This window comes from uncultured Capnocytophaga sp. (assembly GCF_963525585.1).
GTDB lineage: Bacteria > Bacteroidota > Bacteroidia > Flavobacteriales > Flavobacteriaceae > Capnocytophaga.
Genome location: NZ_CAURLX010000026.1, coordinates 1 through 26,748, shown reverse-complemented (window position 1 = coordinate 26,748; position 26,748 = coordinate 1). Strand labels below are relative to the sequence as shown.

Sequence of the window (26,748 nt, the reverse complement as noted above, 5' to 3'; positions counted from 1 at the left end):
CTAAATTTTAATAAATAATGAAGACCATTCGTTATTACCTAATTCTATTAGGATGTGTTAGTTTTTCGTTAGTAAAAGCACAAGAGGGAATAAATGATGTTATTGCGCTTTTCTCTCAAAAAACACCTATCCAATGGAGCGTATCGGCTCCTAATGGAGAAAGTATCTCGCTCCAATGGTATGAACGAGAGAATACATTTACCAAAAAGGGATTTCGTACCTTTGTGGCATATGATAAAGATACCTTTGCAGGAAGTATTTCTATGGATAAGCAACTCCTTTCAGGCGAAATATGGCATAAAGGACATACTTATTTCATTTCCACTGAAAATGGAAGGGTAAAAATCAGCTCAGAAGACACTAAAATCAGCTGTGCTACGTGTGAAAATGGGGATTGTGAAGCCTCTTTGCAACCTAAAACTACTCTACAAAGGGTGGCACTGGCAGATAAAGAAGAAACAAACTCCCGTCTGTTCTATAATACCAACGTAATGAGGGTCTTCCGATTAGCAATGCTGATTGATTATAGCTATTACCACAGTGTATTCCAAGAAGATAGAGCTCGTATAAAGAACTTTATGGCTCAGGTAGAGGCTGGGCTTAATGAAGTGTGCGGTCAGGAATTAGGTTATCGGTTTGAGCTTATTGATGACGACCGTCTTATTCGTGATACTAAAGAAAAAGAACTATATGATGACCTTAGGGTTAATACCGTATTGGGTCGTATCACCAATGATATTAATAACCTTATAGGAGAAGCTAACTATGATGTAGGTATAGGTTTCTCCAAATACAAGGACAATCGAGGCTTGGCTTTCTTAGGCGAACTCTATGGTCGTTACAAAGGAAGCTGTATCGCCAATACAGAATTCTATATTATTCTTCACGAATTAGGGCACCTAATGGCGTCTCCTCATACTTATACCATAGGTGGATATACAGCAACTACTTTTACAGAACCTGATCTTGGTAATTCCATAATGAGTTATATCAATGACCCCAAAGGAACGTATTTTTCTCTTCCGTCTTTATATATTATCCGTAAGAGAGCAAGCCTCAATCCTGCTTATTACACCGATAGAGCTCGTACTGAGAGGGTAGGTTTGCCTCAGCGAAATATTCCTTATGGGATTCCGACAGAGAATAAAGCCCCTATTATCAATCGTGCTAAGTACAAAAAGAGCTATACTTTACCCCCCAACACTTATTTTCAATTCAAGATAGAAGCACAAGACCCTGACGGAGATGCTTTGTCCTATATGGTTCACCAAGCAGATATAGGGGGAGAAGGTAAAGCGCGATTCCCTTCTTATCGCCCTACTGCCAATAATGAGATTACTTTCTATCGTCCTTATATCATCGATAAGCGAACAAATGAATGGAAGCCTGTTCCTTATAAATTCCCCAATGAGTCGGAAACAGGAACATATACCTTTTGGCTAGGGGTAACTGATGGCGTAAAAGGAGGCATAAAGAATGGAAAGCTACACGCTCCGCTTTATGATGTATATCAAACCCAAGTGAATGTAATAGAAGGAACACCTTTCAGAATTAAAAGTGTTACCCCTAAGGGCAATTCCAGATATACTCGTGGAGGAGAGGTTTCTATAAGCTGGGATGTGGATAAAAAAATCTTTGGAGAGGGAAGTAAAGTACGTATTCTTCTTTCAGATGAGGATGGAAATACTTTCCCATACATCTTAGCCGATGGTATTCCTAATAGTGGGCAAGCTACAGTTATCTTCCCTCAGGTAAAAAGTGGAGCTTTTGTGAAAGGATATTTTAAAATAGAAGTCATTGACCATATTGCATTTGCTACTAGTGTTAGTAGATATCCTTATTTGGATACTCGTACGGGCGATATTACATTTAGTAATCTGCCTGAACCTGTAATTACGGTTAAAAAAGAAAATATTCCTCAAAGAGCCAATGTTACAGCTAAAAGTACTTGTGGGGACAGAAAAACTACTATAACCACAACAGAAGAGGAGCATACAACCTACTTGCTACGTCGTTGGGTAGCTACTGATAAGTGTAAGAATAAGGCTACTTTTGAACAATATTTGTATTATGAACAGGAGCCTATTACTAAGCAATTACAGTTTGTAGGAGAACTCCCCAAAGACCTACATATACAATGTGCAAATGCTATTCCTCCTAAAGCAGAATTGCAAGCACAAGGAAGCCAACATATCCAGATAGACTATCAAGAAGAAACAGCCGAGGGAGATACAAATTTTTATCGGACTACACGAACTTGGACAGCCTATGCACCAGATGCGCTCCCTGTTAAGCATACCCAATACATTATTCAGAAGGATACCCAAAAACCAGAATTCTCCTCTTACCCTAAGAGTATGACTGTAAAAAGTGAATCAGAAATTCCTTTCAGACAGACGCTTACCGCTACAGATAACTGCGAGGGAATAGTAAAAGTAGATTCCAGCGAGACACCTATATATGATGCCAAGGGAAAGAAAATAAAGGTAGAATACGCTTGGTTTGCAGAGGATCATTCAGGAAATCAAAACCGTTATATACAAACCATTACTATAGATGAGGAGGCCGCTCCTGCTTTGGAACCTTTACGATGGGTACCAAGCTCTTTGCCTCCTGCAGAAATAACCATATCTTGCTCACAACCATTCCCTGCAGTGGCAGAGTTACAAGTGGAAGGAGGTTGCTTACCTGTTCCTATAATTCATAAGGATGTCAGGCTGCCATCACAATGTTCAGGCTCTTATACCATTCTACGAACTTATTCCGCTAAGGGAAGCTGTGGAGCGATTGAGTTTCAACAACTGATAAAAGTAGAAGATAAAGAAGCTCCTGTATTTGTAGGAACCCTTCCTCAGTCTTTGACAATAGAGGAGGGGCAAGCAGTTCCTGTACAGGCTACTCTTACCGCTACAGATAGTTGTGGAACGGCAGAAGTAACTTCGTCTCGACAAGAAGAAAAGACAGCAGGAAAGCTCAGTAAGGTTATTTATAGTTGGACAGCTACCGATGCTTGTGGAAATCAGGTAAACCATACCCAAATAATTACTATTACTCCTAAGCCTGAATCGACTCCTGAACCTTTGACTTTCGTTACTACCCCACAGAATATAACGCTCTCTTGTGGGCAACCTTTGCCATCGGTGGTCTATCCTACAGTGAAGGGAGGCTGTGCTCCTAGCATTACTTATAAGGAAGAAATCAAGGGAAAAAGCTGTGCAAATACTTATCTTCTCGAGCGTATATTCACAGTAAGTGATCCTTGTGTTTCATCTATTAGTTATACTCAGGAGATAAGAGTAGAAGATAAACAAGCTCCTGTATTTGTAGGAACCCTTCCTGAGTCTTTGACAATAGAGGAGGGACAAGCAGTTCCTGTACAGGCTACTCTTATCGCTACAGATACTTGTGGAACAGCAGAAGTAACTTTGTCTCAACAAGAAGAAAAGACGGCAGGAAAGCTTAGTAAGGTTATTTATAGTTGGACAGCTACCGATGCTTGTGGGAATCAGGTAAGCCATACCCAAATAATTACTATCACTTCTAAGCCTGAACCTAAGCCTGAACCAGAACCTACTCCAACCCCAACTCCAGAGCCAAAGCCTTTACCTCCAACTCCGAATCCTATTCCGGAACCCCAACCTGTGCCAGAGGTTACTCCCGAGAGAGAAGAAGTAAAGGTCTATAATGGGGTTTCTGTAGAGGTAGGAGGAGAGAATTATTTCAAAGTAGTGCATACAGATGAAGGCAAGCCTATTCATTTGCAAATTTATAATGAAATGGGACTCAAGGTGTATGAATCGGAACAATATCAGAAGAATGATGAATATTTTAAGGGTTATTCAAATGTTAATGGAGTAGTAGGAAAAGGCAGTAGAGTTTCACAGGGTACTTATTTCTATTTGCTATATTATTATTACAAGGGAGTACAACAGCTGAAAAAAGGATTTCTGTATGTAAAATGATAAAGGCTATAAAAAATAAGAAAAATATTTGTTTTCTAGTAAAAAAGTAATATATTTGCCACAAATAATAAATCTTAATAAAATGGATAAGAGAGAAAATACAAACGAAAGTTCAAAATTCATTACGATTCTAGGTTGGGTTGCTACAGTGGCAGCAGTGGGGATGTATGTAGCCTATATTGACCAGATTAAAGCGACTTGGGGCGATGCAACAGGTCCTTGGATTCAGCCAATGGTAGCAGGAGTTAACTGTACGCTGTGGGTTATTTATGCCTTGTTCAAGAAAGAAAGAGATTATCCGGTGGCTCTTGCCAATGCTCCTGGTATTTTCTTAGGATTTACAGCTGCTTTTACCGCTTTATTTTAAGAGAAGAATAATTCAAAGATATAGTATTTTTCTATAGTGTGTAAATTTTATATTGAATTTTTCTATTTGTAAATAGAGAAAAAAGATAGAAAATAGTAGGCTTACTAGGTGAAATGATATATCTTTGCAGTGTTGAAATCTTAAAGTTTAAAAATTATGAGTATTAATAGTTTAGGGCTTGATAAAGCCAAAGTAGAAAAAGAAATAGAAGTATTGAATGTCTTACTTTCTAATTATCAAACTTACTATCAGAATCTTCGTGGAGTACACTGGAATATCAAAGGGAAGCGTTTCTTTGAATTGCACGTAAAGTTTGAAGAGCTTTATAATGCAGCTCAAGAACAAGTGGATCAGATAGCAGAACGTATTCTCACCCTTGGAGGTGTTCCTTTCAATACGCTAGCTAGCTATGTAAAGCACGCTACTATTCCTGTAGGGGAAAATGTTTCTGATGATGATAAAGCTGTTCGCTTGATTGTAGATAGTATTATAGCCTTGCTTCCTTTAGAGAGAGAATTACTAAGCTTATCAGACGAAATCAATGATGAAGGAACCAATACCTTGGTAAGTGACTTGATTGTAGAACAAGAGAAAAACTTATGGATGCTTAAGTCTTACCTAAGTGAAAGTATCTAATATTCACTGATGTTATTATGAAAAGGCGATCTCCTATTAGTCGGATCGCTTTTTTTTGTTAAAAATTTGTTCGTTTTAAGAAAGGTTTTTACTTTTGCAGACATATAAATTCTTATAATAATGAAGCGATTTTTTTATTTATTTTTACTTCTGTTTTCAATGGTGGGGAGAAGCCAAATTATCTTTACGGAAAGTATGGCTACGGTGATAGATACCACTCGTATTTTACAAGGAACAATTGCTCCAGAATTCAACTTTAAAACGGAGAAAGAAAATTTCTTTCAGCTAAAAAATAATGCTAATATTAGTTTCCTGATTAATAAGAAAAAGGCTATCACCTTTATCAATCAGGTGGAAATGATTCAGTCCGGCTCACAGACCAATGTGAATAATGGTTATATACACGGGGAATATCGCTATTTGTTCCATAAGCGGGCAGAAGTATATCCCTTTTTTGAATCAGTATGGTCTCCCTCTAGAGGATTGCTCTTGAAGCTTGCCGGAGGGTTACAGTCCCGTTTTCGTATCTTACATACTGAGCTTCTTACTTGGACAACAGGAGTAGGGGCTTTTTGGGAGTATGAGAAGTGGAACCATAACGGAGTGCCTGAACCTCATACTTTTACAGGGGAGAAACAACAAAGGAGTATCAAATCACAGCTTTATTCAGGTTTTCATTTTCGCTTTGCTGAAAAATGGAGGCTGACGGCTAGTGCTTATCTGCATAACCGCTTGGATAGTAACATTGTAAATCCTCGTTGGGCAATGGCTCTTGACTTGAAGCACAATGTAACAGAGCATTTTGGAGTATGGCTCTCCTACCAGTATATTTATCATACCCGCCCTATAGTTCCTGTTAAGAAGGGATATACTGTTTTCACAGGAGGGGTGTTTTTGTCTTTTTAATAAAGGATAGTTTTATAGGGAATGGAAAATAGGAAGTGTTTGATTTGTAACTTAATACAGAAACAGTGACTGATAGTGATTCAAATTGCAAATATACTATGTTGTTTTGTAAAAAGCAAGCGTCATTATGTTAAATATATCACAAATTATTTATCTTTTAAAAGAGGTTACCAAACTGGGTAACCTCTTTTGGTGATTATTTATTACAACTACCACAACCACAGAGCCTTTGGCTTAATTCAGAAAAACGTACAAATCCGGTTACCCAAATAAGAGTTTCAATAGTCATTTGTGGGATGAAGGACTCTTTGATGACCAAGTGGGTGGCTATAGCTCCTGCCATATAGCAAGCCATAAGTAAAAAGCCTACTACAGCAGTGCGAGGAATCAAGAAAAGTACGGCAAAGAATATCTGTAATCCACCTAAAAGATAGAGAGTAGAAGCCTCTCCTACCAACTCGGCTATTTGAGCATTTTGTTCTCCTCCTGTAAATTTCATCACTCCTGTTCCTACAAAAATAAGAGTTACCAATCCTGAAAGGATGTAACTAATAATTTTTCTCGTTTTACTGTTCATAAAATACTAAATTGAATTTTGGTGCAAAGATATGTTTTTTTATCCAATGGAAAATTAACTTAAGGTAATTAAAGATTAATGTCTATTAATTCGTTGTAAGCCCTCCATCAACTGCTAATATAGTTCCTGTAATCCATGAGGCATTGTCGCTGGCAAGGAATACAGCTACTTGGGCGATATCCTGAGGGGTTCCGATATGCTACAAAGGGTAGATTTCCTTGTTGTTTTTGAATTACAAAGTTTTCAACTGTTTTTCTTTTATATAAATGGCTACTTCGGCGAGGGTCTTTAGGTCTAAGGATTCCTCTTAGTGATTGTTAATATAAGCAACCACCTTATTGATACGTTGGGTATAGTCATTATGGGTTATGGGTTTCATATGGTAGTATTTATAGGGCAAAGATACAGTGATTTTTAGCAGAATACTTTTCCTATCTTGCTAAAAAGAAAATCCCCTTATAGGAAAGGGGATTTTTTTTTCTAGTTATTTAGCATCAGCTTTATATCCTTATCTTTGAACTTCTCAGCCAGCCAGTGTTGTAGTCGGGTTGTATCTACCTCTTTGGTTATTTCTTTGCCTTTTATCATCTCTTTTTTAGGCGTGTATATCATTATAGTAGCCGTCTGAAGGGAGTCTTTGAGGGAGAGCTTATTGAGCTTTCCAAAGTAAAAATCCTCTATGTTCGGGAATAGGGCTTTTACCTCCTTGGCAAAGGTAGGATCGGAGGGTTTGTAACTCTCCAATTCTTCTGTAAGATGCTTTATCTTTACGTCTTTATTGGAGAGAGAAGACTTGTTTTTGTTGATTTCCGATAATATTTCCTTACTAATATCCGATTCTTTTTGACGGATAATAAGCTCTGTATTGAGAATATTAAAGTTTTGGAGATTAGTTTGTAGCGTTTTCAGTTCGTCCTCAGTAAATTTCTTGTCTAAGAAGGCTAATTCAAGGGTTTTAGGGGATGTTTTGTAGTTTATTTTCTTATAAATAATAGTATAGCCACTGTTTTCGAACTCAGCAGTGATATAATGATCTACATTCTGGTAGAATTTCTTTTCTTCCAAAAGGGTATAAGCCAGATATAAGCTGGGAGTGATAATCAGCATAACCAAAGAAGTGATTACATAGTGCAAACGCTTATTAAGCACCTCATTGCCTGTGTTCTTGGGTTTGTATTTCAGGTATTTGATAATCAAGAAAGTAGCAATGCCAATAAAGAAGCAATTGATACTATATAGGTAGAAAGCCCCCAAGAAGAAACTAAGATTCCCTGTAGCCAATCCAAACCCAGCAGTACATAGTGGAGGCATTAGGGCGGTAGCAATAGCCACTCCTGGGATAGGGTTTCCTTTCTCCTGACGGGTAAGGGAGATAGCCCCTACCACTCCACCTACAAAGGCTATGAGTACATCATAAATAGTAGGGGAAGTGCGGGCTAATAACTCTGATTGGGCATCCTTAAATGGGCTTATATAGAAATAGACAAACGATACAATAAGGCTTACCACAGTAGCGATGAATAGGCTACGTCCTGTTTTCTTTAGGAGGTCAAAATCGTAGGTAGCTAGTGCAAATCCTGCTCCTACGATAGGCCCCATAAGAGGAGAAATAAGCATAGCCCCTATGATAACTGCTGTAGAATTGACATTCAGCCCGATGGAAGCAATGAGGATTGCGCAGGCTAAAATCCATAGGTTGGATCCACGGAAAGAAATATTACTGATAATATCCTCTATAACTTTTTCCTTTTTTTCTTCTCCCTGATGTAGGTTGAAGAGGTCTTTAAAGAAGCTCATAACTAATTACTATTTGATAAGATTTTCTAATATTTTTTCTATTTCAGGGTCGGAAGGGCGAGGCGCATTGGCATTAATGATTTTTCCTTCCTTATCAAGGAGTATAAAAACAGGAATTTCAGTGATGCCATATTCTCGGACGAATTGAGAGTCAAAACTTTTGTCGGATAATAATTGTACTCCCTTGAGTTCTTTTTCTTTGATCGTTTTAAGCCAAGCTTCTCGATTCTCATCAACAGAAATACTTACAAATTCAATATTCTTACCCTTGAACTTGTTCTGTAATTCTTTTAAGACAGGGATTTCTCCGATACAAGGTCGGCACCAAGTAGCCCATACATCTACATAGACGAATTTTCCTTTCAGGTCGGAGAGAGAAGTAGTGCCTCCTTTAGCATTTTCATAGTTATTAAATACAGGAGAAGGCTTTCCTGAAGCCAATCTTTCAGATTGGTCATAGATATCTTGAACGACTTGCCTTATTTTTTCTTCTTTTATATTGTTTAGAACAAAATCAAGGATTATCTTATTCTTGGGATTGTTTGGGTTAATAAGAGGAGCCATACTTTTAGCAAAATCGGCACGGATATTTTCGGATTTGAGAGCCGAAACTATCTGAATAAAATGTTCTAATTGCTCAGGATTGCTAGCATCACCTAATTGTTCATAATATTTCCTTTGTACTAGATCTCTGTAGGACTCTTCAGTATCGTATTCCTGTGCATTGTCAAAATCTATAGCATCTCTCTCGGTATAGAAATCGGTTGGGAGTACAGGGTCTTTGCCTAGAAAATAGTTATAAGAGCTAGGATAGTCCATTAAGCACTCAATTTGCTTGTATTTAATCCATTTTTGTTGGCTTTTTACAAAATTTTCGTCCAAATTATAGCTTTTTAGCTTGGCTTCCAGTTCGCTGAAGTATGTTTTGAGGTTTTTCTTAAACTCTTGAGGCTCCTGCCTGAAGAGTTCGCCGTCGGATCTGAAGATTTTACTATTAGCAAAGGCGGTTTTTTCTATCAAATATTTTGTTTGATCGGATTGTATCCCTGATAGAAGATTCACTTTAGAGAGGTCTTGATTAAGAGCAAGCTCTAGATGTGTTCCCTTATCCAAGTAGATAGGGAGTAGGAGGGAAGGGTTCTCAAAAAGATAGTAGAAATGATTCTCTGAGAGCACGCGTATGGTATCTCGGAAGGTACCATCAGAGGCGACGGGGATTTCCTTGATAACTTGGTTGTCCTGAATGAGTTGTACCTTTTGATTTTCGGGGAGAGCAACCTTTCCAGAGATTACCGCATAATCAGCCTTTTGTGAGTTTTTTTCATTACATCCTGCCAATAAGGTTAGCAGAATAGCGCTACTAATAATTTTTTTTGTCATTATATCTTAATTAGTTAATTTATATTTTATTTTTTACCTATTTCACATCCATTCTGAACATCTTATGGCAGGCAACACAGTTACCTAAGAGTTCAGTTACTTGTGAGTGAGTCTGCTTGGGGTCAAAATTCTTCTCAGCACTCTCAGCAATTTCGTCAAACTTGGCGTGGGTATCAAATCCTAAGGTCTTGAATTCTATAGGTAATGAAGCGATAAGCCCTGCGGGAGCGTGTTCAGCTACCGAACCTCCCGAAGCTCGGGCTACCTTGGCAATAAGAGAGGGGTCGTTTTGTTCTATCCCCAAATTAATTTGCTGAAGTGCCTCTACAAAAGTACGCATTTCGTGCATAACAAAATCCCTATTGGACTGGCTTACTACAATACTTACACGGGTATCATCAGGAAGAGTTACTGTGTTGCCTACAAACATCTTTCGGATAAGTACTACATTCAGCCCTACAGAAATCACTAAAAGAGTAATAAAGAGAATTTTTTTTATCATAGGTTTGTTTTGATTGAAAAGACAAATATACGAATATTTTTTAAATGATAGATTTGTAAAATGGGTAAATTGCTACACTTGTTTTTTCTTCAGATTTCTTTGAATTATTTTCTTAGGTAATTTTATTTTTATATCTTTGTGTGTTGATATATAGAGTTTTATAAAATGATAAATGACCAGACTCTGGATTTAGTTTTTGAGTTCTTGACAAGCTATTCCCAGTATTTCCAAAAGAACTTACATCGTAAGCCTACCATAGAGGAATTACAAGGGGTTTTGAATGCTTCTTTTGCGGTGAATATAGATGAAGCTCTCTTTTCAGCATGCGAAGAAAAGTCAATCAGTGAAGTCAAATTCAAGATAGTCAAGAGGAAAAAGCAAAGGAAATATACAGTAGGGGATATATGTGCTATTCCACTAAGAAGAGGAGGGTATGCTTTTTCTCGAATTATCTTATTAGAGACACCTATGTGGTACCTCAGTGAAGTATTCGCTTACTATTCAGAAAACAAAGCTTACCGAGAGGAAATAGAACAAGCAGGCTATTTATTTGCTCCTATATTTGTAACTCCTTCGGATTATAAAAGATGGAATGTAGTGGTTATCCATCAAACACCTAACTATAAAAGCTCCTTTTTCGATACACAGTACTATCATTATGGATTACCTAATAATTATCGGAAAGTAAAATTGGGACAACAAGGGGATGGAGAACCTATCAGTGGTGAAGAAGCTGAAAGATATCCAAAAATGGTATTTGAAGATCAAATAGCAAAGATAGAGGGAGCGCTGAAAGGAAAAGATTTGATAAAAGGATAAAATAAGGAGTGCATAAATAGGTAACAGATGAGGAAAAAAACCGATTATATAATCTCTCCAACAAAAGGGGATTATGCTTTGATTGATCATATAGAAGCTATTCCCTCAGTAGCTTATTGTTATAGGGCACGACTCATAGAAAATTCATTGAGTGAGGCGCTGATTACCTTATGCAAAGAATATCAAGAATGTATTGATGCTTTTAGTATCCTATTGGCTGATGAGATAGAACGAGAAATAAGCGAATATCAGTTGTGCCTAAAATACAATAATAGTAAGTTGTTTGATTTGAAGGTATATGACCATTATGTAACTTTCTTTACAAAATACCGAACCGCAGACGGCTTATTAGATGATTACAGATGGTAGTGAGACTAAGGCAGAACAGCAATATCAAGTAAAAAGTATCTTGAATAAAAATTTATAGTAAAAATGTAGAAAGTGTTGAGCAACCAACGGAATAATATAAACAATAGAGTCTATTACCCGAATAACATTTGTATGATGGAAACTATCCTTGATAAAATTAGAAGATAAGATGCAAGAAGTTGATTTGTACTTTGATGATACCTATAAGGCTTATATGGGTATTCTGAAAAATGATATATCACTTTCTTATGGTTATTTCTTTGATGTGAGAAGAAAGGCAGGAGAGGATTATTATTTGTTGGATATTTCTCTCTCAATACTCCAAAAGGAAATAGCCCATATAAGCAATCAGGTACAACAAAAATCCATAGAAAAGCGAGATATTCCCGATCAATTGAAAAAGAGATTGCTTAAAAACATTAAAAAGAAAGCTCCCATAATAGGGGGTGTTTATAATTGGAGAGATATAGACCCCTTTTTTCAAACAGCAAAAGTACAAAATTGTTACCTCTACGATAGTTCGGAAATAGACTTATATAGGGATGAACTTATCACACTTTTCGAGAAAGGGCAGATATGGACACCAAAAGCCTGTGATTGGGATTTTTTAGTTCACTGGAATGTAGAAAATAAAAATGCACTACAAGCCTTGTGTATTTTAAAATACTTAAATAGAAAAGAGGATTTTGATTACATAAAGGAACTATCCATTTCTAAATATAAAGCAATGAAGTTACCTATTGATGAGTTAGAAAATATTGAATGGTAGGATTACTCTTTACTCTTCATTTAAAAACAAGGCTTTGGCATTCTTAGTGGTTGCTTCAGCTACTTCCTTGACGCTAACCTTCTTAAAATGGGCGATACTTTGCGCTACGTATGGGAGGAAAGCAGGTTCATTGCGTCGCTTATCTCGAAGGTTCAACAGGTGTGCCGGTATATTTTTGGGAAGCATAAAGGGCGCATCAGTCTCTATAAGCATACGCTCTAAGGGTACATAACGTACTACTTCTTCCAAGAAAGCAAATCGGCGGCTATCGCTAATGGCGCCTGTAAAACCAATATAGTAATCGGCATCAAGGTAGGTTTTCACCTCACTCAAACTGCCTGTAAAACAATGTACTACACCCTTAGGCAGGTGGGTATAATCCTTGAGAATCCCTACAAATCGGTCAAAGGCAGCACGCTCGTGTAGGAACAGGGGTTTTTGCACCTCTTGAGCAAGGGTGAGCTGGGCACGAAAACACTGCTCTTGTACGGGGCGAGGGGAGAAATCGCGATCAAAGTCTAAGCCACATTCTCCTACCGCTACCACTTGTTTTTCCTTCAGTAGGGCACTCAGTTGAGGAATGGTCTGTTCGTTCATCGTTTTAGCATCGTGGGGGTGCACCCCTGCAGTACTATATAATAGGGTAGGGTAACCCTTGGTAAGCGCAAAAGACTCTTTGCTACTTCTGAGAGAAGTACCCGTTAGGATCATTTGAGTGACACCCGCCTCCTCAGCACGGAGGAGGAGTTCCTCTTGGTCGTGGGCAAATTGTCGGTTAGTGAGGTTTAGGCCTATGTCTATATACATTTGGTTTTGGATTTAGGATGAAAGGGCAAAGATAGTGAAAAATATTTGTTTTCTTCAGTAGAAAAAGGTATCTTTGCCATTAAAAATGATATGATGTTACGATATAGCCTTCTTTTGGTATTTTTAGGGATTTTTACAGTGGCTCAAGGACAAATTTCAGAAGTAGAATGCCAGCTGAATCCTCTTTCTACTACAGAATCAACCTCCCTTCTCCAGATAGAACAGACTTCGGTCTCTCACATAGCGCTAAAGGGTAGCCTAAGGCAGTTAATTGCTTTTCTCAAAGGGGTAAATACTTCACAAATAAGTGTATCGGATAAGGATAATCCTTCCTATGAACTCTCCTATAGGCAGGAAACAGATAAGTCCAAACTCTTAGAGAAACTTAGTCAAGAACTGCACTTGAATATTGTAGAAAGTCAGCGAGGAGGGCTTACTCTACAGCTTACTCTAAAGAGTTATGATAAGCTCTCAGGAGCGAGTGCTCAAGCTAAGAACTTTCCTTACTCCAAAATACATATGGATGATGAGCAAGCCTCCCTTGATGGGTTTAGCCTCAGAGATATGCTTGCTGTACTTTCCCAATTAAGAGAAATTCCTATTCTCTTACATAATAAGCCACAATATGTACGTATACAGCCCTATGACTGGAAACTTCCTTATTACTTCGATGAATCCTTGCTTAAGGCATTGGCTCAGTACGGTTTCAAGGCAGAAATTAAGCGAGATAACTACCCCGTATTCACTGTGATTCGTTGGTAAGGGCACAAGCAATAAGATACCCAGCTGTCCAAGCATTTTGGAAGTTATAACCTCCCGTGACAGCATCAATATCCAAGGCTTCTCCTCCTATATAGAGGTTAGGCAGTAGCTTAGAACGGAAAGCCTTGAAATCTATTTCCTTAAGGGAGACTCCTCCTGCAGTTACAAACTCCTCCTTGAAGGTGGCTTTGCTATGAATAGAGAATGTACTTCCTGTAAGTTCTTGTGCTAGTGAATGTATTTGTGCCTTACTTAGCTCAGTCCATAGCTGGTGGGGTAAGCATCCGGAACGCTCTAGAAGCTTGTTCCATAATTTCTTAGGTAAGGGAAAAGGACAATGATTCTGTAATTCCTTGCGGGGGTGTTTTTGTTTTTCCTCTTGCAGGCTACTGATGACCTCTGTGAGGGAAAGTAGCTGTTCTCCTTGGGATAGCCAATGGATTTGTAAGACAAACTTATAATTACATTCGGCTAGGATTCTTGCAGCGAAGGAAGAAGCCTTGAGGATGGCAGGTCCACTGAATCCCCAATGGGTAATTAGGAGTCCTCCCATAATCCCTTGCTTTTCTACTAGAGGTACTTTCAAGGGACGATGTTGTTCATCAAGTAATTTTACATTGGCATTGAGGCTAATTCCAGAGAGTTCTTTGATAAAAGCATCATCAGTTGCAAAGGTAAATAGGGAAGGTACAGGAGGGATGATGGTGTGCCCCAGTTGGGCTAATAGTGTCCATACTTTGGGATTACTTCCGGTAGTGATAACTAATGCCCTTGCAGGGATAGTTCCTTTAGAGGAATGAACCTCCCATATTCCTTCTTCCTGAAGATAAGAGAGCCTATTTACATTATGCTCATATTTAATTTCGATGCCGTATTTTCGACTTAAGGATAAAAAACAATCAATAACACTCTCTGAAGAATTGGATTGAGGAAATATGCGTTTGTCGGCTTCTTCCTTGAGAGGAACTCTGTGATCGGAGAACCATCGGATGGTATCTTGGTTGGAGAAGCGATTGAAAGCTCCAAGGAGTTCACGGTTCCCTCGTGGGTAATTTTTCACAAACTCTCTTAGGTCAACTTGGGCATTAGTAAGGTTACAGCGTCCGCCTCCTGAGATACGTACTTTAGTAAGAGCCTCTTTTCCTTTCTCAAGAATAAGAATACGTTTTTTAAGGTCTTTTTCAGCAATATTGATTGCTGTGAAGAGCCCACAGGCTCCTGCTCCTATGATGATAATGTCATATAAATCTCTCATATATAGATAGAAATCTGTGAAAAGGAAGCTTTTCACAGATTTCAGTATTAAAAATTAACCTTATGATTTACTTTTTCTTTTCCTCTTCTTTAGTTTCTTCGTTTAATTTTTTCTTAGAAGAATCAAATACAAGTGGAGTCGCTACGAAGATAGAAGAATAGGTACCTACTACTACCCCAATAATCATTGCAAACATAAATCCTCGAAGGGTCTCTCCCCCAAATATAAAGATGGCAAGTAGAGTAAGTAAGGTAGTCAATGAGGTATTGAGCGTACGGCTTAGGGTAGTGCTGATAGCGTGATTAAGAATCTTAGCACTCCATCCTTTTTTGCGGGTTTCTTCACGGATACGGTCAAAGATAATTACCGTGTCGTTCAAAGAATATCCAATTACTGTAAGGATCGCTGCAATGAATTGCTGGTCAATCTCCAAGCTGAAAGGCATTACTGAATAGAGTAAGGAGAAAGCTCCTAAGGTAATAATCACGTCGTGGGTAAGGGCAGCAACTGCTCCCATAGAGAATTGCCATTTACGGAAACGGATAAGGATATACCCAAAGATAATTATAAGGGATCCAATAATAGCCCAAACGGCACTACTCTTGATGTCTTCAGCAATACTAGGACCTGTTTTGTCAGACTTCATCACACCCAATCCTTCTCCACTCATAAATTCCTCATAGGAAATATCTTCTCCCATTACAGGTTTAAGGTCTTCATAAAGAATCTGTTGGATTTGGTTATCCATTTCAGTACTTTCATCATCATAGTTGTACTTAGTGGAGATACGCACTTGGTTAGCAGCCCCAAAGGTCTTTACCTCTACGGTTCCTAGCTTATTTTTAAGAAGTTTAGCCACTTCTTCAGTTTTTACAGGATTCTTGAAGCGAACCTGATAAGAACGACCTCCTACAAAGTCAATTCCTTGGTCAAATCCACGTGTGAATATAGATCCTAAGCTGATAAGAATCATTACTAAGGAGATTAAGTACCATACTTTTCTCTTAGAAAGGAAGTCTATATTTACATTGGTTAGGATATTCTTGGAGATACCAGTAGCGAAAGAGAGGTCTTTTCCTTTAGCTACGTAGTTATCAATAAGTAATCGGGTAATGAATACAGCCGTAAAGATGGTTGTTACAATACCAATCATCAAAGTTGTTGCAAAACCTTTAATAGGGCCGCTACCGAATACAAAGAGTACCGCACCAGTAAGGAAGGTAGTGATATTGGCATCCAATACGGAAGTAATTGCGTGGCTGAATCCGTCGTGAATAGCCGAAGCTAATGGCTTACCTCCACGGAGTTCCTCTCGAATACGCTCAAAGATAATTACATTGGCATCAATTGACATACCTATGGTAAGTACAATCCCCGCAATACCTGGAAGGGTAAGTACAGAGTTGATACTCACAAGGATACCAAACATCAGAAGAATATTAAATAAAAGAGCAATATCTGCAAATACCCCTGCACGTCCGTAATAGAAGAGCATCCAGAAGAAGATGATAAGCCCTGCTATAGCAAAAGAAATAAATCCACTAGTGATAGCTTCTTGTCCTAGAGAAGGTCCCACGACTACAGATTGAACAATATCAGCAGAAGCAGGGAGTTTTCCGGCACGGAGAACATTGGCTAAGTCCTGTGCTTCGGCAACAGTGAAGTTACCTGTAATTTGGGTGCTACCTCCGGAGATAGGTCCTGAGGTTACACTAGGAGCAGAATAAACGGTATTGTCCAGTACAATAGCAATATTTCCCTTTTCAGTGAATACTTTTCCAGTGAGGTTTTCCCATAACTTAGCCCCTTTTCTATCCATATTCATAGATACACAGGGTTGGTTATGATTATCATAAGTTTGTACAGCTTCAGTAACCACACTTCCTGTTAAAGGAGGTTCGTTGGTACGATTACCACGAAGCGCATAAAGTTCTACTAGGTCGGACTTAGTTAAGAGCTCTTGTAAGCGTTCTTTAAAAGTCTTTGCTTCCGCAGGTCTTGCCTGTTCATATTCATAAGGCATAAATAAGCGGTAGAGCTGTTGCATATTGGCGAGCTTATGAGGCTTACCAAATACAAATTTAGCATTCTTAAGTTCTGCGGGTTGTAATCTTTTAGCCTCGTCACTTCTAAGGTAAGAAAGTAGCTTGGTAGTATCAGAGGCTAAGAAATAACCAATAGAAGGAGATGCTTCTCCTTGTTGTAATTGGAAGAGTTCAAAGAGAGGATGCTTTAGGTTAGCTTTCTTTATAGAGTCCTCTACGGCTACTTTTGCATTTGCGAGAGAATCTTTTAAGTCAGTAGCGAGAGAATCAACAGAAGAGTTATTAACTATTCCATCAATTGCATTGGCTTCTTGGTTGATTTTCTCTTCTTCTTTTTCTTCTTTTCCAGCTTCTTTTGCTTGTAAAGCATTATCGAGCTGAGAGAAGAATAGGTTAAAGTCTCCTGCCTTGAAAGTTTCCCAGAACTCAAGCTGAGCAGTACTTTGTAAGAGGTTCTTTACACGAGAGATATCTTTAGCACCAGGGAGCTCAACGGATATACGTCCAGAGTTACCTAACTTCTTAATATCAGGGTTAGTAACTCCAAATTTGTCGATACGTTTGCGCAATACCTCAAAAGCAGAGGAGATGGACTCATCTAGCTTTTTTTCAAGGATAGGACGTACTTGAGCATTGGTCATCTGAGGGGTTATCTGAGCACTAAGGGTCTTATTTCCGAAGATATCTACCGCAGAGAGCTTAGCCCCTGTAGCCTCAAAAGCTTCGAAGAAAAGGTCTATATAGCTACGGTCAGTCTCACGTAGGCGTGCATTGGCTTGGTCAATAGCCTTTTCAAAGTTAGGATTTTTGGAGTTATCAGCCAGCCCTCTGAGAATATCGGGTACAGAAATCTGTAAAATGACGTTAATCCCTCCTTTAAGGTCAAGACCTTGCTTGAGTTCGCGTTCTTTCACCTCTTTGTAAGAGTATTCCGCTAGCAACAAGTTATATACAGGCTTATTGGTGATAGAATCCAAGTAACGGGTAACTATCTTTTCTCGTTCGTGTACGTAATCAGCCTGAGAAGAGGGGACTTTTTGTTCAGCAAACTGCTGCGCCTTCTTTTCTTGATGATTTGCCACAAAAGTAAAAGTGAGCTGGTAAATACTCACCAAACCAAACAACAGGGCAAATAATTTTACGAATCCTTTGTTCTGCATTTTACAATGATTTATACTATTTCAAAAAACGTGCAAATATATGAAATTTACACAAAATATAATCTTTTTTAGTCTAAAAAATTTTTTAACAACCTTTATGGAAAATATAAGATACCTTTTCCAAGAAACCTATCGCCCCATATAAATAAGCAATATGCTGATATCGGCAGGCGATACTCCACTGATACGAGAGGCTTGAGAGAGCGATGTGGGACGTATTTTTTTGAGTTTCTCACGAGACTCGAATGAAAGTGAAGTGAGCTTATCATAGTTAAAATTTTCAGGAATACGAATATCCTCTAGCCTATTGAGCTTATCGGCATTATTTTTTTCTTTTTCTATGTAGCCGGCATATTTTATCTCAATCTCAGTACCTTCTATTTCTTCCTCGGTTAGCTGGTGAGTGTCAGCAAATTCCTTTACCTTGGGTAGAGAGATAAAGTCGTTGATGGTGATATCAGGACGGGCGAGTACTTTAGCCATTTTGTCCCCTTGCTTCATAGGAGAGGATTCATACTTCTGTAGGATAGGATTCGCCTCTTCAGGAGTAATACTGGTTTCTTTAAAAAACTGTACAAAAGCCTCTGTATGAGCTTGTTTTCTTTCAAGTAAGTGCATTCGTTCTTCGCTGGCGAGCCCTAGAGCATACCCCATAGGGGTTAGCCTAGCATCGGCATTGTCTTGCCTTAGGAGGGTACGGTATTCGGCTCGTGAGGTGAACATACGGTAGGGCTCTTCAGTACCCTTAGTGATAAGGTCATCAATGAGTACTCCTATGTATGCCTCATTACGCTTAAGGACGAATGGGGTCTGTTCCTGTACTTTACGAGAGGCATTGATTCCAGCGATAAGCCCTTGAGCAGCGGCTTCTTCATAACCTGTAGTTCCGTTAATCTGTCCTGCGAAGTAGAGGTTCTCTACGAGCTTGGTCTCAAGGGTGGCTTTGAGTTGTGTAGGAGGAAAATAATCATACTCAATAGCATAGCCAGGGCGGAAGAACTTCACGCGCTCGAATCCAGCAACCTTTCGTAGAGCATCATACTGAATCTGTTCAGGGAGAGAGGTGGAAAAGCCATTGACGTATATTTCCACTGTATGCCAGCCCTCAGGTTCTATGAAAAGTTGATGTCGGTCTTTGTCTGCAAAACGATTGATTTTGTCCTCAATGGAGGGACAATAACGAGGTCCTACCCCTTGAATACGTCCGGTGAACATAGGGGATTGGTCGAACCCTGTACGTAGGATATTATGAACCTCCTCACTGGTGTAGGTCATATAACAATCACGCTGTTGGGTTAGGGGCTGGGTGATAGGTAGAAAAGAGAACTTTTCAGGATTTGTATCGCCAGGCTGAGGAATCATCTTGCTATAGTCGAGTGAACGTCCATCTACACGAGGAGGGGTACCTGTTTTCATTCGTCCAGATTCAAAACCCAGAGCAACAAGGCTTTCTGTAAGCCCTGTGGCGGCTTTTTCTCCAGCTCTTCCACCACCTAATTGTTTCAGACCAATATGAATAACCCCATTGAGGAATGTCCCGTTGGTTAGTACAACACTTTTACCTAGGATGGTATTCCCTAAGGAAGTTTTTACTCCTTTTACCTGATGGTTTTCTGTAAGGATTTCGGTGACCATTTCCTGAAAGAAGTCTAAGTTAGGGAGCTTCTCGAGCTGAAGACGCCACGCCTCAGAGAATCGCATTCGGTCACTCTGGGCTCTAGGGCTCCACATAGCAGGTCCTTTGGACTTGTTGAGCATTTTGAACTGAATGGCAGTCTGGTCGGTAATAATACCCATATAGCCTCCTAGGGCGTCAATTTCACGGACAATCTGTCCCTTGGCAATTCCACCTACAGCAGGATTACAAGACATCTGAGCCATATGCTGGAGTTGCATTGTAATGAGGAGGGTTTTGGCACCTGTATTGGCGGCGGCGGCAGCAGCTTCACAGCCTGCGTGTCCTGCTCCGACTACTATAACATCATATATCATTTGTCCATTGTTAATTGTTAGGGAACAATTATTTTTTTGTTTTTATTGTTTTGAGAATATTTGTTGGTAGTTTGATAACTTTTATAGCATTTGTGCCTAGTTATTAACTCTTTATAATTTTCTGAGCGATCCATTTTGCAATAAAGGCAGGCTTGGGAGCTCCTTCTTTTTGTGCGTAGAGGAAAGTTTCCACAAGGGTCTTTTCGGGGTTAAGATAGTGCCCGCGACTCTTGAAGCCTTGCATTAGGTCTCCTGCAAAGGTCTCAGAGAGGAAATTGATTTCGTATTCCTTGATAATGAAGTTTCTGTGATCTCGTTCGGTCATCATATCCAATGCCCACTGGGTGTACTTGACATTATTTACGTGAGAATTGACATCTAGGTCACTGATGCGTACAGGGAAAGTATGCACTAGCTGCATCTCTTGGGGGAGGAGTACGCGTTCGGTCTTGAAGCTGAGTCCTCCTTCGGTACGAGAATGGAAGAAAGCAGGGTCATTGCTTAGTTCTATGGGCTTACGCGTCTGGATATCTAGCGTAATCCAAGTGCTGGCACATTCTCCTATTTTTTCTTCTCCCACAAAGAGCTCGAACTCACGGAAAGCATATACGCCCTGTACAGGAAGCGACCAAGTATGGATAGTTACTTTTTCATTCCACATTGGCCAACGTTCCATTTTGAGTTTCTGCTGGATTAATGCCCAGAAAAAGCCTTTCTTAACCAGTTCTTTATAGCCAAAGCCTAGTGCATCGGCGTGCTCGGCGGCAATATCCTGTAGCATTCCTAATACTCCATAGAGTCCCAACTGATTATTGAGATTTACTTGAGTACTACGTACTTTATAGGTTTCTGTAAATATAGGATTCATAATTTATTTTTATTAGAAAAAGGTTATTTGGGTTATCGAGTGCTAAAGTAAATTAGCTTTCGGCGATAGACGGTTAGGAGCTTGGATTTGGAAATAAAGCCTATGTACTTTCCTTCCTTGACTACGGGAAGGTTCCAAGCACCTGTTTGCTGAAACTTGTCCATTACTTGGGTCATTCTATCAGTATCCATCTCAATACGGGCAGGAGGTGCTTGCATCATTTCTATGACAGAGACTTTCTCATAGAGTTCTTTCTGGAACATCAGGTGGCGGATATCATCCAAAAGGATAACGCCCTTGAACTCCTGCGTATCTCTATCCAGTACAGGAAATATATTTCTGCTGGACTTAGCAATAGCTTCATAAACTACATCTTTAAGGAGCATATCGGTATATACAGGGACGAAGTTGGTTTCTATAATAGGTTCCATATCCATCAGAGTAAGGATAGCTTGGTCTTTGTCCTGATTAACGAGTTCACCTTTACGACCTAGTTCCATTGTATAGATAGAATACTTGTTGAAGTACTTCGCAATGGCAAAAGAGACTACAGCGGTAAGCATAGCAGGGACGAAGAGCACATACCCACCTGTTACCTCAGCAATGAGGAAGATAGCCGTTAGGGGAGCGTGTAATACTCCTGTCATCAGTGCGGTCATTCCTATTAGAGTAAAGTTAGCCAGAGGGAGCTTATAGGGTAAGAAGTCCAATTGGTTAATGATACGGGCAAAGCAGTTGCCCATTACCCCTCCCATAAAGAGCATAGGGGAGAAAATACCTCCTACACCTCCAGCCCCAAAGGTTACCGAAGTAGCGACTACCTTGAAGAGTACCAAGCCCCCTAGTAGAAAAATCACTACCCAAGGGTTTTCCAAGTGCCAGCCAAAGATATTCGAGCTTAACGAAAGTTCAGGATGTCCTTCCTTGAGGTGGTTGATTACCTCGTGTCCTTCTCCATACAAAGGAGGCATCAGGAAGACGAGCAACCCTAGAACTATCCCTCCTATGAGGATACGCAAGTAGGGAGAAGAGAGCTTGGAGAAGAATTGGTTAATCTTCTCATAGACAAAAGTAAAATAAGCTGACATTATGCCTCCTACGCCTCCCAATAGGAGATAGAAAGGCAAGTTTCGCATCAGGAAGCTACCATTAATCTGGATGGGGAGTAGAGCAGCATTGCCAAAGAACATATATGAGGTCAATACCCCCGATAGGGAAGCAATGAACAGTGGTAGGAGGGAGGAGAGGGTTAAGTCCAACCCAAAAACCTCAATTGCAAAGAGTATCCCTGCCAAAGGTACCTTAAAGATAGCTGCTAGAGCTGCTGCACAGGCACACGCTAAGAGGAGCATACGGTCAGACTGGTTGATGTGGAAAAGCCGAGCTACATAAGAGCTAATCCCAGCACCGGTTACCACCATAGGTCCTTCAAGTCCTACAGAACCTCCAAAGCCAATGGTAATAGGAGCTGTTAGTAGGCTAGCATAAGCGTGGAAACGCTTCATTATTCCCTTTTGCTTGGCTACTGCATAGAGAATAGAAGGAATTCCGTGACTGACTTCCTTACGAAGGATATACTTCTTGACCCAATAGACTAGAAGAAAACCTACCGCAGGAAAAATCACATAAAAACCATAGTTGATATACCGAATGATATTTCCTACAAGCACAGCTTCAATAAAGTGCGTAAAAGAGCGCATTGCTAGTGCAGCAAAGCCTGTAGCGATGCCTACCAACCCGCAAAGGAGCCATATGAACTGCTGATGGGTAAGGTATTGCGTTTTCCATTGTAGGAATTTGATATACCAACTATGTTTTGTTTTCATTTATTATTTAAACTCTTTCTCGTGGCGTTTGCGCTCATTCTCATCTAAGTAAATTTTCCTTATACGCATATTCTTAGGAGTTACCTCTACATATTCGTCTTTTTGGATATATTCGAGAGCTTCTTCAAGAGAGAATTTGATAGGGGGAGCGAGCTTCACTTTCTCATCGGAGCCAGCGGCACGTACGTTGGTGAGTTTTTTAGTCTTGGTTACATTCACCACCATATCACCACTGCGGGAATTCTCTCCAATAACCTGTCCTGTATAGATGTCTTCACCAGGGAAGATAAAGAAGCGTCCTCTATCCTGTAGTTTATCTAACGAATAAGGGATGGCGGTACCTTGTTCCATAGAAATCAATGAACCATTGATACGCCCTGCGATTTCTCCTTTGAAAGGCTGGAATTCAAGGAATCGATGGTGGATAATAGCCTCTCCAGCGGTAGCAGTAAGGAGCTGGTTACGCAAGCCTATAATTCCTCTGGAAGGAATCAAGAACTTGATGACCATACGTTCTCCTTTGGGTTCCATAGAGAGCATTTCTCCTTTGCGAAGGGTAACGAAATCCACCGCTTTTCCACTTACATTCTCTGGAAGGTCAATAGTAAGTTCTTCTACAGGCTCACACTTCACACCATCAATCTCTTTGATGATAACTTGAGGCTGACCGATCTGTAGTTCATAGCCTTCACGGCGCATTGTCTCAATAAGAACAGAAAGGTGTAATACCCCACGCCCATAAACAATGAACTTATCGGCGCTATCGGTAGGCTCTACACGTAAAGCAAGGTTTTTCTCTAATTCACGTTCGAGACGTTCCTTGATATGTCGGGAAGTAACGAATTTTCCGTCTTTGCCGAAGAAAGGAGAGTCATTGATGGTGAAGAGCATACTCATTGTAGGTTCATCAATAGCGATAGTAGGGAGCGCCTCTGGGTTTTCATAATCGGCAATAGTATCTCCGATATCAAAGCTTTCTAATCCAGCAATAGCACAGATGTCCCCAGCTTGTACTTCTTCTACTTTCTTACGTCCTAATCCGTCGAAAGTGTGTAATTCTCTGATTTTTGATTTTACGATAGAGCCGTCACGCTTCACGAGGGAAATATTCATTCCCGCTTTAAGGACGCCACGATGGAGACGACCAATAGCAATACGCCCAGTGAAGGTAGAATAGTCAAGGGAAGTAATGAGCATCTGAACACTTCCTTCGGTTACTTTAGGCGCAGGGATGTGCTCAATGACCATATCCAACAGTGGGGCAATACTTTCAGTAGGATGCTTCCAATCGTCGGACATCCAGTTTTGCTTGGCGGAGCCATATACAGTAGGGAAGTCCAACTGCCATTCTTCAGCACCAAGCTCAAACATAAGGTCAAACACAGCTTCGTGTACTTCCTCAGGGGTACAGTTTTCCTTATCTACCTTGTTAATCACAACGATAGGCTTGAGCTTCATTTCGATTGCTTTTTGGAGTACGAAGCGCGTTTGGGGCATAGGTCCCTCAAAAGCATCTACTAGGAGTAGTACGCCGTCTGCCATATTCAGTACACGTTCTACTTCTCCTCCGAAGTCCGCGTGCCCAGGGGTGTCTATAAGGTTGATTTTGATGTCTTTATATACTACTGAAACGTTCTTGGAGAGAATTGTAATCCCTCGTTCTCGCTCTAAGTCATTGTTGTCCAGAATGAGTTCTCCTGTTTCTTGATTATCGCGAAAGAGCGCACAATGGTGTAGAATTTTATCAACTAAGGTGGTTTTGCCGTGGTCAACGTGTGCAATAATGGCTATGTTTCTGATAGCTGTCATATAAAAAAAATTAGGGGGCAAAAATACAAAAAAAATAATTATGTGCTGAATTTCATTGCAAATCTTTTGCAAATCATTTATGAAGAATGAAAGTTTGTAACTCAGTGCAAAAGTACAACTTTTTAAGTTGTTATACAAATTTTTCAATAAGAAAATGTATTAAAATCCTGTTATTTATTTGTTTAAGAGTGATAAAATCTTTTTGTTGGGTGTTTTTTCTTTTGGGAACTATCTTGATTTTTTCATAGGAAAGAGAGGGCTATTTCATTTATTATTGTATCTTTGTCCGAGAATTCTAATATAGAGAAGGCATATTTCTTGAGTTTGTGAATACAAAGAATCCTTATATTTTTGTCCAAAATATTCAAAAGTTAAAACGGTTTCATTATGAAAAAAGTATTTTATTCCGTGTTCTCTTTCTTATATACATTACAATTTTTTAGTTGTTCTAATAATAAGGAGGTGAGAAATGATAGGTTTAGATGGCAAGCTGCTGTCTCTGTACCATCGGGTTATCTTGCTGATGTATATACAGGAGTGCTCATTTCAGATAATGATGTTGCTGTACTTGATTCGCCAACACCTACAGGTGAATGGGGAAAACCCACTGAGGCTATGGGGTCTGCAGGATATCTCCCTAAACGATTGCGTGTTACTTGGGTTTCGTATTTTGAACATAAATTTTATCATATAGATACTCCTATTGATTATGATAAAATGGTTCGCCTTTTTAATGAAGGTTTTTACGACCTCTATGATGAATTTACAAAATATCCTCCTATTAAATCCGAATATAATAAAGTGGTAGTAGGTTTTGCTCCTGGAGGTGTTGTAGTTATTTGGGTAGCTGGTATAGGGAAACAAGTAGAGATAGGTCGTTACCAAGCAGAGGAAATTACCTTCTCAAAAGAACATATTGCAGGATTATCACCAGGTCCAGCTAAAAATATGCACAATATAGAATACCATAATAATATTCTCTATAATTGGGGGGTACAATCACAAGAGAGTATAGAAAAAGTAAAGGACAAACCTATTCCTTATGGAATATGGGATACTTATAGAAAGGAATATAATTGGCATATCAATTTTGATTTTCCAAATGATGAAAAAATTATTTTTGTTGAATACTATTTCTATAATGGAGAAAAAGATTTCCTTTTAGGTGAAGTTATTACAGACAAACATCCACAGATTCCTGATATTTTCAGATGGAGTGATAAAGTTCAAAAGAATCATATTCCTAAGGATATTTATTTTCATTATATGAAAGATGGTAATAGATATAGTTGCTTTATAGGATTTAATGAAGAAGAAATTTTCAATGCTTTTGAAAAAATAATGGGAGGAGATGCGACTGCTGAAATAGAAATGTATATTTCCTTAAATCATCCCAATACAGAGGCAAAAGTTGTCTTAAAGAATAAAAATAAAGAAGTTGCTTTATTTAATAATGAGATTAAAATTAATAAATGGAGTCGGTTATGAGTATTTTTTTGAAGGGGATGGAAGTTTTATAGTTTGTTTTTCACGTATAGTTATATTATAAAAAGCTAAAAATAAATGAATTACAGAGATTGTGAAACTTGAATAGTAATATAGAAAACAATTTGTGGAATTTGAATTACTTGTAATTATGCTAAATATAGAGGGTAGAATTTTTGAAGAATATAGAATTTTATATAATAATGGGTATGTGAATGAAAGTCTTGAAAATAAAGGTTCTTTATTTTCTTCTTTGAAATGTGTTAATCAAAAAATAGGAATTATTTTTTATTTTTTCATAGAGAAAGGTATTCTATCGATAACTCTTACAACAAATGAATTATTAAATAAGAAGCAAGGTTTGTATTTTGATTTTTTTTATGTTTTAAAGGTTTTATATCCAGAGAAAAGTTTTGAAGAAATAAAATTGCTTTCTTACGATAAAGAAATATCAACAAATTTACCAAATATAGAAAAGTTATTTAGTGAAGAGCAAATAGAAGACACTATAAAGAAAATTAATATAGCAATAAAGGAATATTCAAAGGTAAGATGGAATAGTTAGGAAAATATAGAAAAATAGGAATTTTAATTATGATAAATGTAACTTCAATACCTCTTTTTGAAAATTTGATTCAATATAAGTTTAGCAATA

Annotated in this window: 21 protein-coding genes and 1 pseudogene; 10 read left to right on the top strand and 12 right to left on the bottom strand. The window is 38.9% G+C overall.

The genetic code is table 11. From position 1 onward, the window contains the following. Positions 1-17: 17 nt before the first annotated feature. The 4 genes from RYK20_RS07200 (at position 18) to RYK20_RS07185 (ending at position 5,871) form a co-directional block, all read left to right on the top strand. A complete protein-coding gene (locus RYK20_RS07200) occupies positions 18-3,962 on the top strand; it encodes a reprolysin-like metallopeptidase (protein ID WP_314894932.1) in 3,945 nt (1,314 codons plus the stop codon). Positions 3,963-4,044: 82 nt separating this feature from the next. Further along, complete coding sequence (locus RYK20_RS07195) at positions 4,045-4,329, top strand: SemiSWEET family transporter (RefSeq protein ID WP_314894931.1); 285 nt, start codon at positions 4,045-4,047, stop codon at positions 4,327-4,329. A gap of 156 nt (positions 4,330-4,485) precedes the next feature. Next, positions 4,486-4,965, top strand: coding sequence for a Dps family protein (locus RYK20_RS07190; RefSeq protein ID WP_311457428.1), 480 nt, complete (start codon positions 4,486-4,488; stop codon positions 4,963-4,965). 120 nt (positions 4,966-5,085) lie between these two features. Next, on the top strand, positions 5,086-5,871 hold the full coding sequence (locus RYK20_RS07185) for a DUF481 domain-containing protein (RefSeq protein ID WP_314602988.1): 786 nt from the start codon (positions 5,086-5,088) through the stop codon (positions 5,869-5,871). Positions 5,872-6,067: 196 nt separating this feature from the next. On the opposite strand, the gene RYK20_RS07180 is transcribed toward RYK20_RS07185, so the two are convergent. From RYK20_RS07180 to RYK20_RS07160, 5 genes and pseudogenes are all read right to left on the bottom strand, one after another. Then, positions 6,068-6,448: a DoxX family protein gene (locus RYK20_RS07180; RefSeq protein ID WP_314894930.1), complete on the bottom strand. Its 381-nt coding sequence runs from the start codon at positions 6,446-6,448 to the stop codon at positions 6,068-6,070. A gap of 85 nt (positions 6,449-6,533) precedes the next feature. Next, positions 6,534-6,668: pseudogene (locus RYK20_RS07175) on the bottom strand (SDR family oxidoreductase); the annotation flags it as partial. 260 nt (positions 6,669-6,928) lie between these two features. Continuing rightward, the gene (locus RYK20_RS07170) at positions 6,929-8,245 is read right to left on the bottom strand and encodes a DUF389 domain-containing protein (protein WP_314894929.1); all 1,317 of its coding nucleotides are present in this window, start codon (positions 8,243-8,245) and stop codon (positions 6,929-6,931) included. Between the two features lie 9 nt (positions 8,246-8,254). Further along, positions 8,255-9,625: a TlpA disulfide reductase family protein gene (locus tag RYK20_RS07165; RefSeq protein ID WP_314894928.1), complete on the bottom strand. Its 1,371-nt coding sequence runs from the start codon at positions 9,623-9,625 to the stop codon at positions 8,255-8,257. Between the two features lie 37 nt (positions 9,626-9,662). Continuing rightward, positions 9,663-10,127, bottom strand: coding sequence for a hypothetical protein (locus tag RYK20_RS07160; protein ID WP_314894927.1), 465 nt, complete (start codon positions 10,125-10,127; stop codon positions 9,663-9,665). A gap of 165 nt (positions 10,128-10,292) precedes the next feature. On the opposite strand from RYK20_RS07160, the gene RYK20_RS07155 reads away from it, so the two are divergent. The 3 genes from RYK20_RS07155 to RYK20_RS07145 all read left to right on the top strand — a co-directional run bounded on the left by RYK20_RS07155 (position 10,293) and on the right by RYK20_RS07145 (position 12,084). Further along, complete coding sequence (locus tag RYK20_RS07155) at positions 10,293-10,946, top strand: Imm26 family immunity protein (RefSeq protein ID WP_314894926.1); 654 nt, start codon at positions 10,293-10,295, stop codon at positions 10,944-10,946. A gap of 27 nt (positions 10,947-10,973) precedes the next feature. Further along, positions 10,974-11,315: a hypothetical protein gene (locus RYK20_RS07150; protein WP_273086664.1), complete on the top strand. Its 342-nt coding sequence runs from the start codon at positions 10,974-10,976 to the stop codon at positions 11,313-11,315. A 169-nt stretch (positions 11,316-11,484) separates the two neighbouring features. Continuing rightward, positions 11,485-12,084 carry a hypothetical protein gene (locus RYK20_RS07145; RefSeq protein WP_314894925.1) on the top strand — a complete coding sequence of 200 codons (600 nt, stop codon included), beginning with the start codon at positions 11,485-11,487 and terminating at the stop codon, positions 12,082-12,084. Between the two features lie 9 nt (positions 12,085-12,093). On the opposite strand, the gene RYK20_RS07140 is transcribed toward RYK20_RS07145, so the two are convergent. After that, complete coding sequence (locus RYK20_RS07140) at positions 12,094-12,891, bottom strand: TatD family hydrolase (protein ID WP_314894924.1); 798 nt, start codon at positions 12,889-12,891, stop codon at positions 12,094-12,096. A gap of 93 nt (positions 12,892-12,984) precedes the next feature. Between RYK20_RS07140 and RYK20_RS07135 the strand changes: the two genes are divergently transcribed. Next, positions 12,985-13,653, top strand: coding sequence for a hypothetical protein (locus tag RYK20_RS07135; RefSeq protein WP_314894923.1), 669 nt, complete (start codon positions 12,985-12,987; stop codon positions 13,651-13,653). On the opposite strand, the gene RYK20_RS07130 is transcribed toward RYK20_RS07135, so the two are convergent. The 6 genes from RYK20_RS07130 to typA all read right to left on the bottom strand — a co-directional run bounded on the left by RYK20_RS07130 (position 13,634) and on the right by typA (position 24,608). Further along, complete coding sequence (locus RYK20_RS07130) at positions 13,634-14,908, bottom strand: NAD(P)/FAD-dependent oxidoreductase (RefSeq protein WP_314894922.1); 1,275 nt, start codon at positions 14,906-14,908, stop codon at positions 13,634-13,636. The genes RYK20_RS07135 and RYK20_RS07130 overlap by 20 nt on opposite strands. 67 nt (positions 14,909-14,975) lie before the next feature. Next, positions 14,976-18,113: a protein translocase subunit SecD gene (secD, locus tag RYK20_RS07125; protein WP_311457137.1), complete on the bottom strand. Its 3,138-nt coding sequence runs from the start codon at positions 18,111-18,113 to the stop codon at positions 14,976-14,978. Between the two features lie 129 nt (positions 18,114-18,242). Beyond that, positions 18,243-20,105: a tRNA uridine-5-carboxymethylaminomethyl(34) synthesis enzyme MnmG gene (mnmG, locus tag RYK20_RS07120; protein WP_314894921.1), complete on the bottom strand. Its 1,863-nt coding sequence runs from the start codon at positions 20,103-20,105 to the stop codon at positions 18,243-18,245. A 103-nt stretch (positions 20,106-20,208) separates the two neighbouring features. Next, positions 20,209-20,973, bottom strand: a complete 765-nt coding sequence (locus RYK20_RS07115; RefSeq protein ID WP_314894920.1) for an acyl-ACP thioesterase domain-containing protein — start codon at positions 20,971-20,973, stop codon at positions 20,209-20,211. 32 nt (positions 20,974-21,005) lie between these two features. Further along, positions 21,006-22,799 carry a chloride channel protein gene (locus tag RYK20_RS07110; protein WP_314894919.1) on the bottom strand — a complete coding sequence of 598 codons (1,794 nt, stop codon included), beginning with the start codon at positions 22,797-22,799 and terminating at the stop codon, positions 21,006-21,008. Between the two features lie 3 nt (positions 22,800-22,802). Continuing rightward, entirely contained in the window at positions 22,803-24,608 is a 1,806-nt protein-coding gene (gene typA, locus RYK20_RS07105) for a translational GTPase TypA (RefSeq protein ID WP_297978208.1), read from the bottom strand. 387 nt (positions 24,609-24,995) lie between these two features. On the opposite strand from typA, the gene RYK20_RS07100 reads away from it, so the two are divergent. Both RYK20_RS07100 and RYK20_RS07095 read left to right on the top strand, forming a co-directional pair. After that, entirely contained in the window at positions 24,996-26,096 is a 1,101-nt protein-coding gene (locus RYK20_RS07100) for a DUF2931 family protein (protein ID WP_314894918.1), read from the top strand. A 124-nt stretch (positions 26,097-26,220) separates the two neighbouring features. Beyond that, entirely contained in the window at positions 26,221-26,658 is a 438-nt protein-coding gene (locus RYK20_RS07095; RefSeq protein ID WP_314894917.1) for a hypothetical protein, read from the top strand. Positions 26,659-26,748 lie beyond the last annotated feature (90 nt).

Bases quoted from the DNA above. Each gene is read 5' to 3' on its own strand.
- RYK20_RS07200 (WP_314894932.1), top strand. From the start codon at position 18: ATGAAGACCATTCGTTATTACCTAATTCTATTAGGATGTGTTAGTTTT.
- RYK20_RS07195 (WP_314894931.1), top strand. From the start codon at position 4,045: ATGGATAAGAGAGAAAATACAAACGAAAGTTCAAAATTCATTACGATT.
- RYK20_RS07190 (WP_311457428.1), top strand. From the start codon at position 4,486: ATGAGTATTAATAGTTTAGGGCTTGATAAAGCCAAAGTAGAAAAAGAA.
- RYK20_RS07185 (WP_314602988.1), top strand. From the start codon at position 5,086: ATGAAGCGATTTTTTTATTTATTTTTACTTCTGTTTTCAATGGTGGGG.
- RYK20_RS07180 (WP_314894930.1), bottom strand. From the start codon at position 6,448: ATGAACAGTAAAACGAGAAAAATTATTAGTTACATCCTTTCAGGATTG.
- RYK20_RS07170 (WP_314894929.1), bottom strand. From the start codon at position 8,245: ATGAGCTTCTTTAAAGACCTCTTCAACCTACATCAGGGAGAAGAAAAA.
- RYK20_RS07165 (WP_314894928.1), bottom strand. From the start codon at position 9,625: ATGACAAAAAAAATTATTAGTAGCGCTATTCTGCTAACCTTATTGGCA.
- RYK20_RS07160 (WP_314894927.1), bottom strand. From the start codon at position 10,127: ATGATAAAAAAAATTCTCTTTATTACTCTTTTAGTGATTTCTGTAGGG.
- RYK20_RS07155 (WP_314894926.1), top strand. From the start codon at position 10,293: ATGATAAATGACCAGACTCTGGATTTAGTTTTTGAGTTCTTGACAAGC.
- RYK20_RS07150 (WP_273086664.1), top strand. From the start codon at position 10,974: ATGAGGAAAAAAACCGATTATATAATCTCTCCAACAAAAGGGGATTAT.
- RYK20_RS07145 (WP_314894925.1), top strand. From the start codon at position 11,485: ATGCAAGAAGTTGATTTGTACTTTGATGATACCTATAAGGCTTATATG.
- RYK20_RS07140 (WP_314894924.1), bottom strand. From the start codon at position 12,891: ATGTATATAGACATAGGCCTAAACCTCACTAACCGACAATTTGCCCAC.
- RYK20_RS07135 (WP_314894923.1), top strand. From the start codon at position 12,985: ATGTTACGATATAGCCTTCTTTTGGTATTTTTAGGGATTTTTACAGTG.
- RYK20_RS07130 (WP_314894922.1), bottom strand. From the start codon at position 14,908: ATGAGAGATTTATATGACATTATCATCATAGGAGCAGGAGCCTGTGGG.
- secD (WP_311457137.1), bottom strand. From the start codon at position 18,113: ATGCAGAACAAAGGATTCGTAAAATTATTTGCCCTGTTGTTTGGTTTG.
- mnmG (WP_314894921.1), bottom strand. From the start codon at position 20,105: ATGATATATGATGTTATAGTAGTCGGAGCAGGACACGCAGGCTGTGAA.
- RYK20_RS07115 (WP_314894920.1), bottom strand. From the start codon at position 20,973: ATGAATCCTATATTTACAGAAACCTATAAAGTACGTAGTACTCAAGTA.
- RYK20_RS07110 (WP_314894919.1), bottom strand. From the start codon at position 22,799: ATGAAAACAAAACATAGTTGGTATATCAAATTCCTACAATGGAAAACG.
- typA (WP_297978208.1), bottom strand. From the start codon at position 24,608: ATGACAGCTATCAGAAACATAGCCATTATTGCACACGTTGACCACGGC.
- RYK20_RS07100 (WP_314894918.1), top strand. From the start codon at position 24,996: ATGAAAAAAGTATTTTATTCCGTGTTCTCTTTCTTATATACATTACAA.